Genomic DNA, 14,794 nt, shown 5'->3' on the forward strand with positions numbered 1-14,794 from the left:
CCTGCCGGCGGGGCGCTCGGCAAACGTCTCCGGAAACGGTGACCGGCAACAAACACACACGTCAGATGCTTACGGGGGGTCACAGCATGCCTTGAGGAAGGATGGTCAGAGGTGACCGGATCGGCGTTTGCCGTCGCTATCGTTGGCATGTCCTGCAGAATGCCGGGCGCGGCCGATCTCGACAGTTTCTGGCAGCTCCTCAGGGAGGGACGCGGCGCGATCGGCACAGCTCCCCCTGGGCGGGGGAGCGTCACTGAGCAGGCCGGATTCGTCGATACCGTAGGGGAATTCGACGCGGACTTCTTCGGGGTCTCGCCCAATGAGGCGCGCGCAATCGATCCGCAGCAGCTGCTGGCACTGGAGTTGAGCTGGGAGGCGCTCGAGGACGCTGGCCTGGCCGCCACGGGGCGCGATGCTCGGCGGTGTGGTGTGTTCCTCGGCTGCAGCGGAAGCGAATTCGCCGAAGTCCTGGCCTCTCGGGGTGGCCCGGGCGTCAGCCGCCACTCGCTGTGGGGTGTCGGACGCGGCATCATCGCCAACCGCGTCTCGAACCACTTCGGTTTCAGCGGCCCGAGCATCGTGGTCGACAGCGCCCAGGCGTCCTCGCTGGTTGCGGTTCATCTGGCCTGCGAGAGCCTGCGCAGCGGCGAGAGCGACATGGCCCTGGCCGGTGGCCTGAACCTGATCCTGTCGCCGACGAGCAGTGAGCGTATCGAGCAGTTCGGTGCACAGTCGGCGCTCGGCGCCTGCTACACCTTCGATGCGCGGGCCGACGGGTTCGTGCGCGGCGAGGGTGGCGGCGTGGTGGTGCTGAAACCACTGCCGCGGGCGGTCGCCGACGGCGACCGGATTCATGCGGTGATCCGCGGCAGTGCGGTCAACACCGGGAACGAACGCCGGGTGCTGACCGCCCCGAGTCGGGATGCGCAGGCGGCGGCGATCCACTCCGCGCTGACCGCGGCAGGCGTCGAGGCGTCGTCGGTGCAGTACGTCGAACTGCACGGCACCGGAACACCCGCCGGTGATCCGGTGGAGGCCGCCGCGCTCGGCGACAGCTACGGGGTGGGCCGGGCGCAGGAAGCGCCGCTGGCCGTCGGATCGGTCAAGACGAATATCGGGCATCTGGAAGGTGCTTCCGGCATCGCGGGCCTCATCAAGACCGTGCTCTGCCTGACCCACCGAGAAGTGGTGGCCAGCCTGAACTTCGAAACCCCGAATCCCCGAATTCCGCTCGCGGACCTGGGGCTACGGGTGGTGACGGGCGCCGAGAGCTGGCCCGTGGCCAACGTGCGCAGGGCGGGCGTGTCGTCGTTCGGTATGGGGGGATCGAATGCCCACGTGATCGTGGAGGAGGCGCCCGCCGTCGGATCCGCCGCGTCCACGGTGGACGGCGCGGTCGGCGCGGTTCCGTGGGTGGTGTCGGCCCGCAGCGAGAGCGGCATAGGCGCGCAAGCGGCCCGGCTGCTGGAGTGGCTACAGCGCCATCCGGAGCTGGATGCGGTCGATGTGGCGCACTCGCTGCTGGCCACGCGAGCCCAAATGGAGTGGCGCGGCAGCGTCGTCGGGAGGAATCGAGCGGACCTGCTGGCCGGGTTGGCCGCCCTGGCCGACCCGACCGCGCCCACCGCGGCGGTCGAGCCGACCATCGGACGGGCCGAGCAGCGGCGGATCGCGTTCGTCTTCCCGGGGAACGGCAGCCAGTGGGAGGGTATGGCGCTGGGGCTGCTGGATTCGGGTGGGGCGTTCGCGGAGTCGATCGCCGAATGCGAAGCGGCGCTCGCACCGTATGTGGATTGGTCGCTGACGGCGGTGCTGCGTGGCAGCAGTGCCGCGCCTCGGCTGGATCGTGTGGATGTGGTGCAGCCGGCGCTGTTCGCGGTGATGGTCTCACTGGCCCGGATGTGGCAAGCGGCCGGCGTGGAGCCGGACGTGGTGATCGGCCACTCGCATGGCGAGATCGCCGCCGCCTACATTGCCGGTGGACTGTCGCTGTCCGACGCGGCGCGCGTGGTGGCGCTCCGGTCCCGGGCGCTCGCCGATGAGCTGGCCGGACACGGCGGTATGGTCTCGATCGGACTCAGCGCGGATGCGGTCCGAGAACGTCTTTCGGCGTACGGGGATCGGCTGTCGTTGGCGGCGGTGAACGGCCCGGCGCAAAGTGTTGTGTCCGGTGACGTTTCGGCGGTGGCGGACTTCCTCGCGGACTGCGCCCGCGACGGTGTGTGGGCCCGCCGGGTGCCGATCGATTACGCGTCGCATTCGAAGGCGATCGAGCGGATCCGTGCTCGGCTGCTCGCGGAGCTGGAGCCGGTCCGTCCACGATCCGGGTCGGTGCCGTTCTTCTCCACGGTATTCGCCGACCGGTTGGATACGGCGGAACTGGACGCCGAATATTGGTATCGGTCGGAGCGGGAACCGATTCGATTCGCCGATGCTGTTACGGCGCTGCTCGCGGACGGTATCACCGGATTCATCGAGGCCAGTCCGCATCCGGTGCTCATGATGGGTATCGGCCTGACCGCCGAGGCGGCCGGTGCGGCCGAGGGCGTAGCTGTTGTCGGATCGTTGCGGCGTGGTGCGGGCGGCCCGCAACGATTCCTGGCGTCACTGGCACAGGCCTACTGCGCCGGTATGCGGGTGGATCCGCGCGCGCTGGTCTCCGGTGGAGCCCGGGTCGACCTGCCGCCGTATGCGTTCCAGCGCCGCAACTTCTGGGACGCTGCGCCGACCGCTTCCGGTGGCTTCCCGGTCATATCCGATGTCGATACGGCAATCCAGGAGCAAACCGCCGAGGGTGGCGAGCATACCGGAGCCTGGCACGACGGCCCGCTGGCACGCACATTGCTGGCCACCCCCGAATATCAGCGCGACACAGTCGTGCTCGATATCGTGCGCGAGCATGCTGCTGCCGTACTCGGCCACGAGTCGGCCCAGTCGATTCGGCCCGACCTGCCGTTCACTGAGCTCGGCTTCGACTCCATGAGTGGGGTGGAGCTGCAGAACCGACTGAAGCGGGCCACCGGTGTACCGCTGTCGGCGTCGCTCATCTTCGACCACCCGACCGCTCATGCGGTTGCGACACTGCTGCGCGCCCGGGTCACCGGCACGGACCGGGGCAAGCACCGGGTATCGCGGCGCACGACAACGGACGAACCCATTGCCATCGTCGGCATCGGCGCCCGATTCCCCGGAGGTGTGCGGTCCGCCGAGGACCTGTGGGACCTGATGGACGCGGGCCGGGACGTGATCGGCGAATTCCCCACCGACCGCGGTTGGGACCTGGACCGGCTATTCGACCCCGACCCCGATAAACCGGGCACGGTCTACACGCGCCACGGTGGATTCCTCAGCAGCGCAGGCGATTTCGATCCCGGCTTCTTCGGCATCAGCCCCCGTGAAGCATTGGCGATGGATCCGCAGCAGCGACTGCTGTTGGAGACCTCATGGGAGGCTTTGGAAGACGCGGGCATCGACCCGATGTCTCTGCGGGGCAGCGATACCGGCGTCATCGTCGGTGCCTGCTCGTCGGGTTACTCGCGACGTGTGACCGGTGAGCTGGAGGGTTTCCGTCTGACCGGCACATCGCACAGCGTCATTTCGGGCCGTGTCGCATACCTGTTCGGGCTGGAAGGCCCGGCGGTGACGGTGGATACGGCGTGCTCATCGTCGCTGGTGGCGTTGCATCTGGCGTGCCAGGCACTGCGGCAGGGTGACAGCTCGCTGGTTCTCGCCGGCGGCGTGACCGTCGCGGCCAGTCCGTATCTGTACGTGGACTTCTCCCGCCAGCGTGGCCTGTCACGTGACGGTCGTTGCAAGGCCTTCTCTGCTGCGGCTGACGGTGTGGCATGGTCGGAGGGCTCGGGTGTTCTTGTCCTGGAGCGACTTTCGGATGCGCAGCGGCTCGGCCACGACATCCTGGCCGTTATTCGTGGTAGTGCGGTGAACCAGGACGGCGCGAGTAATGGTCTGACCGCACCGAACGGTCCGTCGCAGGAGCGGATGATCGCGCAGGCCCTCGCCAATGCGGGGATCTCGGCGGTCGATGTGGACGCGGTGGAGGCGCACGGGACCGGCACGACGCTGGGTGATCCGATCGAAGCGCAGGCCTTGATCGCTGCCTACGGACAAGATCGCGGCGATCGGGGACCGCTGCGGATCGGTTCCTTGAAATCGAATATCGGCCACACCGTGGCCGCCGCCGGTGTGGCCGGTGTGATCAAGATGGTGCAGGCTATGCGGCACGAGCGGTTGCCGCGGACGCTGCACGCCGAAACGCCGTCGCCGCACGTGGATTGGGCCGCGGGCGCGGTGCGTCTGCTGACCGAAGCCGAACCGTGGATCGCCGGAGATCGGGTGCGCCGGGCGGGTGTTTCGTCGTTCGGAATCAGCGGCACCAACGCGCATGTGATCCTCGAAGAAGCACCTGCCGCACCGGTAGCGGTTGCGATTGGCGACATCGGAGACGATGCGGAGCGGCAGTCGAATCGCACCGTGCCGGTCATCCCGTTAGTGGTGTCGGGTAAGGGCGAGGCAGGTCTGCGCGCGCAGGCCGCCCGGCTGCGTGCGTGGTTGTCGGAGCGGCCGGACGTGGACGTCGCGGATGCGGCCTATTCGCTGGTGACGTCGCGGGCGCAGCTGGATTCGCGGAGTGTGGTACTCGGTCGCGATCGGGACGAGTTGCTCGAACGGTTGGCCGATCTTGCCGAATCGGAAACCGGCCCCGGTGTGATCGCCGGTGCCATCGGTTCGGGGCAGACGGCATTCTTGTTCACCGGTCAGGGTGCACAGCGAGTCGGTATGGGCGCCGGTTTGTACGAGGCGTTCCCGGTATTCGCAGACGTGTTGGACTCGGTGTGCGCCCAGTTCGATCCGGTCTTGGGGTGCTCGCTCAAAGAGGTGATGTTCGGCGGCGATGGTCTGGATCGGACGGAGTTCACGCAGCCCGCGTTGTTCGCGTTCGAGGTGGCGCTTTTCCGGTTGATCGAGTCGTTCGGTGTGGTGCCGGATGTGTTGATCGGGCATTCGGTGGGGGAGTTGGCTGCTGCGTACGTGGCGGGGGTGTGGTCGCTGTCGGACGCCTGCACGCTGGTGGCGGCACGTGGCCGGTTGATGGGTGCGTTGCCCGTGGGGGGCGCGATGCTCGCCGTGGCGATCGGTGAGGAGCAAGCGGTCGAGAGTGTCGCCGATTTCGGTGATCGGGTATCGATCGCGGCGGTGAACGGTCCGTCGTCGACGGTGTTGTCGGGTGATGTCGACGCTATCGAGGTGATCGAGCGGCAGCTGTCGGCTGTTGGGGTCAAGACGAGTCGGTTGCGGGTCAGCCACGCTTTTCATTCGGCGCGGATGGATCCGATGTTGGCCGAGTTCCGTTCGGTGGCTGAGGGTGTCGCGTATCGGTCGCCGAGTGTGCCGGTTGTGTCGAATGTGTCGGGTGAGGTTGCCGGGGATGCGGTGACCGATCCGGAGTATTGGGTGCGGCAGGTGCGCGCCGGGGTGCGTTTCGCGCCTGGTGTCGCGACGTTGGTGGCGTCGGGTGTGCGGCGTTTCCTCGAGGTCGGTCCGGATGCGGTGCTGGCGGCGTTGACTCGTGGGTGTCTGGCCGAGAACCCGGAGGGCAAGTCGGCTTCGTCGGTTGCGGCGGCCTCACGTCGGTCGGTTGACGAGGTGATGCAGTTCGTCACGTCGTTGGCGCAGGTTCATGTTGCGGGTGTGGGGGTGGATTGGCGTCGGTGGTTCGTGGGTCGTGAGGTGCGTCGGGTTCCGTTGCCGACGTACGCATTCCAGCACCGGCGGTACTGGCTGGCAGCCGTCGCGGGTATCGGAGATGTTCGGATGTCGGGCCTGGACAGTACCGAGCATCCGCTGGTGGGTGCGGCGGTGTGGTTGCCGGATTCCGACGGGGTGGCGTTGACGGGCCGGTTGTCGTTGTCGAGTCATCCGTGGTTGGGCGATCACGTGATCGGTGGGTCGGTGTTGTTGCCGGGTACGGCATTCGTGGAGTTGGCGTTGCATGCCGGGGCGCTGGTCGACAGTCCGCGGCTGGCCGAGCTGGTCGTGACCGCCCCGTTGATCGTGCCGACGACGGGCGCTGTCGAGCTGCGGGTGATGGTCGCCGGCCCCGATGAGGTGGGTTCACGATCGGTGTCGGTGTATTCGCGTCCACAACAGGACGGCGAATCGGATCGGGCCGAGTGGATTCGCCATGCCACGGGAACTCTGGTGGCACCTGCGCCGTCGTCCCAGACCTGGCGCACCGAGAGTTGGCCGCCGGTCGCAGCGTTGCCTATGGCGATCGGGGACGCCTACGCCGAGTTGGCCGAGCGCGGTTATGGCTATGGACCGGCTTTCCGCGGGCTGACCGCGCTGTGGCGGCACGACGGCGAGGTCTTCGCCGAGGTGAACCTGCCGGAACAGGCGCCCGGCACTGCGGGGCAGGCTTCGGCAGGCCGGTTCGGGGTGCACCCCGCGCTGTTGGATGCGGTCCTGCACGCGATTCTCCTCGGCGGGCTGGCCGACTCCGTCGCGCCGGGTGAGATTCTGGTGCCCTATTCGTGGGAGAACATCGACGTCCATGCTGTGGGCGCCACCTCGGTGCGGGTCCGCATGGCATCGGCCGGGGCAGAGGCGGGAAATCGGCGGATCACGTTGTCGCTCAGTGATTCTCATGGTGCTCCCGTGGTCGAGGTCGCTGCCGTGACCCTGCGACCGATCGCCATCGGAGCCCTCGGCGCGCAGTCCGCGGACCGGGCAGGCTTGTATCGGGCTCATTGGGAGTCGATGCGGCCGGATGCGGCGGACCGGTCCGCACCGGCCATGGCCGCGCTGTCGGGCACCAGCGTGGCGGGGATCGATGAGACTTACGCCTCGGTTTCCGATGTTGTTGCGGCCGAATATGTTCCGGGTGTGGTTGTCTGGCGGGCACCCACACAGGCCACCGATGATCCCGTGGCGGTCGACCCGAGCATGGTGCGGGCCGGAGTGCACGGCACGTTGGCAATGCTGAGATCATGGCTTGCCGAAGAACGTCTGTCCGATGTTCGGCTGGTGGTGGTCACCACGGGCGGGGCCGGGCTGATCGGTGAGACTCCGGAACTGACCGCTGCTTCGGTGTGGGGATTGGTGCGCAGTGCGCAGTCGGAGCATCCGGAGCGGTTCGTACTGGTCGACGAGGATCCCGCGGAGCCGCTGACTGTCGATCGGATCGCGGCGGTGTTGCACTCGGGTGAGCCACAGGTCGCGGTGCGGACCGGGGAGATGCTGGTTCCTCGGCTGACGCGGGTGTCCGCGTCGGCGGAAGCCGTGCCGGTGCCATTCGGAGACGGGACGGTGTTGATCACCGGCGGCACGGGTGGGCTCGGTGCGTTGTTCGCCCGCCACCTCGTCGCAGAGCACGGCGCGCGCCGGTTGGTATTGACGTCGCGGCGGGGACTCGAAGCGCCCGGTGCCGCAGCGCTGGTTGCCGAATTGGCACAGGCCGGCGCCGACGCCCGGGTCGTCGCGTGCGATGTCACCGACCGCGACGCGGTACGAAACCTGCTGGACACCATTGACTCTGACGGTGGGTTGGCTGTCGTACATACCGCGGGGGTGCTGGATGACGGCACGGTGGAGTCGCTGACCGCCGAACAGGTGGATCGGGTGCTGGCACCGAAAGTGGATGGGGCGTGGCATCTGCACGAGCTGACTCGTGACCGGGATGTGTCGGCGTTCGTGCTGTTTTCGTCGATCGCGGGCGTGGTCGGCTCGGCCGGGCAGAGTAACTATGCCGCGGCGAATGGCTTCCTGGATGGGCTGGCGCAGCAGCGGCGGGCAACGGGACTGGCCGCGACAGCGCTGGCGTGGGGGCCGTGGAATCAGGGCAGCGGGATGACCGGCGAGCTGGACCGCACCGCCGTGGCGCGCTGGGAACGGATGGGACTCGGGCAACTCGACGATGCCGAGGGCGTGCGTCTGTTCGACGAGGCGGTCGCTCGCTCCGACGCGCACCTGGCTCCGATCCGGTTCGATGCGAGTGTGGTGCGTCGCGCGTCCGATGCCGCCGCGGTTCCCGCGGTGCTGCGCGGATTCGTGCGGCATGCACCGCGCTCGGCGCAGCCGGCGGCAGGTTCGTTGGGTGCCCGGTTGGCCGCTGTGCCGGAGGATCGACGCGGTGAGCTGGTGCTCGCGGTTGTGCGGGAGCAAGCGGCCGCGGTACTGGGGCATGCCTCGCCGGGCCTGATCGATGTCGAAAAGCCTTTCAACGAAATGGGTTTCGACTCGCTGGGCGGTGTGGAGTTCCGCAACAAGTTGGCCAAGGCGACGGGGGTGCGGTTGCCGTCGACCTTGGTGTTCGATCACCCGACCCCGGCGGCGGTGGCGAAGTTCGTGCAGTCGCGCACCGAGCCGAAGACGGTGGACGAATCGATCGAGAAGACGGTGCGCCGGGTCCGCACGGACGAGCCGATCGCGATCGTGGGTATGGCCTGCCGGTATCCGGGTGGTGTCGCATCGCCGGACGAACTCTGGGATCTGGTGTTGTCGGAAACCGATGCGATCAGCGAGTTTCCGTCGGATCGGGGTTGGGATCTGGAGCGGCTGTTCGATCCGGATCCGGAGCATTCGGGGACGTCCTACATCCGGGAGGGTGGGTTCCTGCGGGATGCGGCCGATTTCGATGCGGGGTTCTTCGGGATCGGGCCGCGGGAGGCGTCCGCGATGGATCCGCAGCAGCGGCTGCTGCTCGAGGTGTCGTGGGAGGCGTTGGAGCATGCGGGGATCGACCCGATCTCGTTGCGGGGCAGCGATACCGGTGTCTATACCGGCGTGATGTACCAGGACTATGAGGCCGTGACCCGCAAGGCCGGGCCCCAGGTCGAGGGGTACGCCGTGACGGGAGTCATGGGCAGTGTGGTGTCGGGGCGGGTGTCGTATGCGTTGGGTTTGGAGGGGCCCGCGTTGACGGTGGACACGGCGTGCTCGTCGTCACTGGTGGCGTTGCATACGGCGTGCCGGGCGCTGCGCCAGGGGGAGAGCTCACTGGCGCTGGTGGGTGGCGCGACGGTGATGGCGACACCGATGGTGTTCGTGGAGTTTTCGCGGCAGCGTGGTTTGGCTCGGGATGCTCGGTGCAAGTCGTTTTCGGCGGCGGCCGACGGGATCACCTGGGCGGAGGGGGCGGCGATGCTGGTGGTGGAGCGGTTGTCGGACGCACAGCGCTTGGGCCACAACGTTCTTGCCGTTGTGCGTGGTTCGGCGGTGAATCAGGATGGTGCGTCGAATGGTCTGACCGCGCCGAATGGCCCGTCGCAGGAGCGGGTGATCGCGGCGGCGTTGGCCGATGCCGGTTTGACACCGTCGGATGTGGACGCGGTGGAAGCGCACGGCACAGGGACGCCGTTGGGTGATCCGATCGAGGCGAATGCGCTGCTGGCCACCTATGGGCAGGACCGGTCGGAGCCGCTGCTGCTCGGGTCGTTGAAGTCGAATATCGGGCATTCGCAGGCGGCCGCCGGTGTCGGCGGGGTGATCAAGATGGTGCAGGCATTGCAGCACGAGATGTTGCCGAAGACCCTGCATGTGGATGAGCCGAGCCCGCACGTGGATTGGTCGGTGGGTGCCGTCGAGTTGTTGACGCAGGCTCGGCCGTGGCGGCGCAATGGGCGTGTTCGTCGTGCGGGGGTGTCGTCGTTCGGAATCAGCGGCACCAACGCGCATGTGATCCTCGAGGAAGCGCCTGCGGTGGGTGGGCGGTCGGGCTTCCAGCCCGACAGCCCGACGTCGACGTGGGTGTTGTCCGGGCAGAGCCGGGAGGGGTTGCGGGAGCAGGCGGTTCGGCTCGGGGAGTGGCTGGAGTCGCATATGGAGGCGAATCCGGCGGATATCGCGCATTCGTTGGTGCGGCACCGCTCGCAGATGGAATGGCGTGGTGCGGTGGTCGGCCGGGGCCCGGCGGATCTGAAGGCCGGTTTGGCGAGGTTGGCCGAGTCGGCGACACAGCCCGTCGAGGAGCGCGGTGTGGTGTCGGGCCGTGCTGTGTCGCGCCGGGTGGTGTTCGTGTTTCCTGGTCAGGGGAGCCAGTGGTTGGGGATGGCCGCTGAGTTGTTGGCCGGGGGTGGGGTATTCGCCGATGCGATCGCGGAGTGCGAGGCCGCGCTGGCGCCGTTCGTCGACTGGTCGTTGACCGCAGTGCTGCGCGGGGAGCCGGGCGCGGCGTCACTGGAACGGGTGGATGTGGTCCAGCCGGTGCTGTTCGCGGTGATGGTGTCGTTGGCGCGCGTATGGCGCGCCAGCGGGGTCGAACCCGCTGCGGTACTGGGACATTCGCAGGGCGAGATTGCGGCGGCCGTGGTCGCGGGCGGACTGTCGCTGTCGGATGGTGCACGGGTGGTCGCCCTTCGTTCCCAGGTCGTCGCCGAGGAACTCGCGGGCGACGGCGGCATGGCATCGGTGCGGTTGACCACCGACGCGGTTGTGGAGCGGTTGGCCGGGTTCGGTGACCAGATTTCGGTTGCGGCGGTGAATGGTCCGGACCAGACGGTGGTGTCCGGGGAGGCGTCGGCTCTGGACGAGTTCTTGACGGCGTGTGCGGCCGACGGTGTGTGGGTGCGGCGGATTCCGGTGGACTATGCGTCGCATTCGAAGGCAGTGGAGTCCATCCGGGATCGGGTGTTGGCGGAGTTGGCTGCCGTTGTGCCGGTGTCGGGTACGGTGCCGTTCTTCTCGACGGTGTTCGCGGACTATGTGGATACCGCGGTGTTGGATGCGGGGTATTGGTATCGGGGGTTGCGCGAGCGGGTGCGGTTCGCGGAGTCGGTGGAGGTGTTGGCGCGGTCGGGGGTGAATGCGTTCATCGAGGTGAGTCCGCATCCGGTGTTGACGGTGGGTGTCGAGCTAACCGCGGAGGCGATCGGGTTGGCCGATCGGGTGGCTGTTTTCGGCACGTTGAAGCGTGATCAAGGGGGGCCGGAGCAGGTTGCTGCGGCGTTGGCGCAGGCCCACTGCGTCGGAGTCGAGGTAGCGGCGCAGGCGTTGGCCCCGACTGCCGCGCGGGTGGACCTGCCGACGTACGCGTTCCAGCACAAGCGCCATTGGCTGCAGCCCAGTGGCACACCGGACCTGCGGCAGTCGGGTTTGGCCGAAGCCGGACATCCGCTGCTGGGCGCGATGCTGCGACTGCCGGATTCGCAAGATGTGGTGTTCACGGGTCGGCTTTCGCTGGCCGGTCATCCGTGGCTGGCCGACCATGCCGTCGCGGGAGTCGCTTTGCTGCCGGGCGCCGCCCTCGTAGAGCTGGCGCTGCACGCGGGAACGCTGGTGGGGTACCCGCGGGTGGCGGAATTGGTGCTCGAGGCGCCGCTGCCGGTGCCTGCCACCGGAGCGGTCGAGTTGCGGGTCATGGTAGGCGGACCGGATGAGACCGACGCGCGGTCGGTGTCGGTGTACTCCCGTGCCTTCGGCGCCGAGGAATCCGACGAGTGGGTCCGCCATGCGGTCGGATCGGTCACCGCCCAGGTGGATGCACCGCCGGTCGACCAGGGGATGACCAGCTGGCCGCCCGCAGGTGCGACGGCGTTGCGGGTCGACGGTGCCTATGCGGATCTGGCGGAGCGGGGGTACGAGTACGGGCCGGTCTTCCGGGGACTGACGGCGCTGTGGCGGCGCGACGGTGAGGTGTTCGCCGAGGTTGCGCTGCCGGAGCAGGCCGGATCGCACAGTTCGGAGTTCGGTATGCATCCGGCCTTGTTGGATGCCGCACTGCACGCGATCCTGCTGGGTGAGTTGCTTCCCGACACGCACCCCGGTCAGGTGGCCGTCCCCTTCTCGTGGGAGAACGTCGAGCTGTATGCGACCGGGGCAACGTCGCTGCGGGTGCGAGCGGTTCTGTCCGGGAGTGATCGGATCGCGGTGACCGTCGCCGACGGCGCGGGTATGACCGTGGCCGAGGTGGCGGCGCTGACGCTGCGGCAGCTCTCGACCGACACACTTCTGGGTACTGCCCGCCGTAGCGACGGTGTCGGTTACCGGGTGGAGTGGGTGGCACTGCCCGCTCCCGAGAATGAGTTCAGCGCAGCTGATATCTGGACTCCCGCGCAGGACGATGAAGCCGTCACGATCGCGGGACAGAGCGCGACGGTGGTGCGGCTCGACCAACAGGTCCGCGGCGATCTCCCGGTGGCGGTGCGGAATTCGGTCACCGAGCTGACCGTGCGACTGCAGCAACTGCTGGCGCGGGACGGGCTGATCGTGGTGGTGACCCGCCACGCGGTGGCGACGCATCCCGGAGAGTCGGTGGACCTGTTCGCCGCGGCGGTGTGGGGTTTGCTGCGCACGGCGCAGAGCGAGCACACGGACCGGATTCTCGTTGTCGATGTCGATGTCGATGACTGGGCCGATTATCGGCGTGCGGTGGCCGTGGCTGTGACCATGGGTGGCGAACCCCAACTGGCGTTCCGGCGCGGGGCGGTGCATGCGCCCCGATTGAGCCGCGGTGGCGGCGACATCGTGGGTGCGAGTGACCTGGTGCAGTCGCAGGCGTGGGCGTTGACCCATTTCGGCAAGGGCACATTGACCGGAGACAACCTCGCTCTGGTGCAGACGCCGGACGAGTTGCGGGCGCTGGAGCCCGGTCAGGTTCGGATAGCGCTGCGTGCGGCGGGGGTGAACTTCCGCGATGTGCTGATCACCTTGGGCATGGTGTCGGATGCGAATGCCGCATCCCAATCAATCAGCGCGACCATCTGTGTCGAAGGTGCGGGCGTCGTGCTGGAAGCGGCGCCGGATGTGACCGAATTCGCGCCCGGTGACCGGGTTTTCGGATTCACCTCGGGGGCCGGCTCGGTGACGGTGACCGATCGGCGACTGATTGCCCGGATGCCGCATGGCTGGTCGTTCGCCCAGGCCGCCGCAGTACCGGTGGTGTACGCGACCGCCTACTACGGCCTCGTCGATCTGGCTGGGGCACAACCGGGTCAGACACTGCTGCTGCACGCGGCCACCGGCGGTGTCGGCATAGCGACAATCCACTTGGCTCGGCATTTGGGGTTGCGGCTGTTGCCGACGGCGAGTCGACCCAAATGGGACGTGCTGCGCGAGCTGGGCTTCGACGACTCCGAGATCGGTGACTCGCGCACTCTGGATTTCGAGCAGACGGTCTTCGACGCCACCGACGGTCGCGGCGTGGATATCGTATTGAATTCGCTGACGCTCGAATTCGTGGACGCGTCGTTGCGGTTGCTGCCGCGCGGCGGCAAGTTCATCGAAATGGGTCACCTCGACGAGCGTGATCCGGTGCAGGTGGCCGCTGATCATCCCGGGGTGGACTACCACCACTTCATGCTGCTGGACGTGCCGCCGGATCGACTCGGACAGATCCTGACGACTGTTGTCGAGCTATTCGAAGCCGGAGCGCTGGCGCCCTCGCAGGTCACCGCATGGGACCTGCGCCACGCGCCGGAAGCGTTCCGGTATATGAGTCAGGCTCGGCATATCGGCAAGAACGTGCTCACCGTGCCGACCCCGCTGCGGCCCGAAGGCACCGTGCTGATCACCGGCGGTACCGGCGGATTGGGTGCCGTGGTCGCACGGCAGCTCATCACCGAGCACGGTGTGCGTCGACTGGTGTTGGCCGGTAGGCGTGGCCCGGAGGCACCCGGTGCGGCCGAGCTGCGGGACGAGCTCGTCGCGCTCGGCGCGGAGGTGGATGTGGTCGCCTGTGATGCGGCCGATCGAGCCGCGCTGGATGGCGCGTTGGCGGCGATACCGGCGGAGCATCCGTTGACCGGTGTTGTGCATGCGGCGGGTGTGCTCTCCGACGGCTTGCTGGCGACGATGACGCCGGAGCGGATCGCTGAGGTGTTGCGTCCGAAGGTAGACGCCGCGTGGAATCTGCACGAGGCGACCAAAGACCTGGATCTGTCGATGTTCGTGCTGTATTCGTCGATTGCGGGGGTGATCGGCAACCCGGGTCAGGCGAACTATGCCGCCGCCAATGTCTTCCTCGATGCGTTGGCGCAGTATCGGCACGTCAATGGTTTGCCCGCGACGTCGATGGCGTGGGGGTTGTGGGCCGAGAGCACCAGGATGACCAGTGGTCTCGGTGCGGCCGATATCGCCCGGTTGCGCCGGGATGGTTTCCCGCCGCTGGGCGTCGAGGACGGTATGGCGCTGTTCGATGCGGCCCTGGCGGGTGGCAGTGCGGATGTGGTGGCTGTCCGGATCGACCAGTCCGCGCTCGCCGAGGATGGTCGCTCGATTCTGCGTGGTTTGGTGCGGCCGTCGCGTCGTCGAGTGACCAGTGCGGTGAGCGAGTCTTCGACGTTGGCGGCGCTGGTGGCGGGTCGGTCGCCTGCCGAGCGGGAAAGTGTTGTGCTCGAGGTGATTCGTGCTCAGGCGGCGGCGGTGTTGGGTCATGACGGCGTCGAGTCGATCGCACCGGATATGCCGTTCAAGGACATTGGTTTCGATTCGCTCAGTGTCATGGAATTCCGCAACCAGTTGGTGAAGGCGACCGGTCTCCAGTTGCCCGCGACGCTGGTATTCGACTATCCCACCGCGGAAGCACTGACCGGCTTCGTATACCAACAGATCGCCCCCGCCGATGACCCCGTGGAACGGATTGCGGCCGAGATCGATTCGCTGACGCGCAGCTGCGCCACGGCCGAGCTGTCACCCGAGGACCGTTCGGATATGGCGCGCAGGTTGACCGTGCTGCTACGCCAGCTCGAAGGCAAGGACGCCGCCGTCGAGCTGGACTCCGACAGTCTCGACGCCGCGGACGATCGTGAGCTTTTCGACTTCATCGACAACCTCAGCTGAG

Annotated in this window: 1 protein-coding gene; it reads left to right on the forward strand. The window is 67.7% G+C overall.

What is annotated here, in order from left to right; genetic code table 11:
- Positions 1 to 111 precede the first annotated feature (111 nt).
- Positions 112 to 14,793 carry an SDR family NAD(P)-dependent oxidoreductase gene (locus ACQP2D_RS08670; RefSeq protein WP_433683183.1) on the forward strand — a complete coding sequence of 4,894 codons (14,682 nt, stop codon included), beginning with the start codon at positions 112 to 114 and terminating at the stop codon, positions 14,791 to 14,793.
- The last annotated feature ends 1 nt before the right edge of the window (position 14,794 follow it).

Source organism: Nocardia sp. CA-119907 (assembly GCF_050955995.1).
Lineage (GTDB): Bacteria > Actinomycetota > Actinomycetes > Mycobacteriales > Mycobacteriaceae > Nocardia.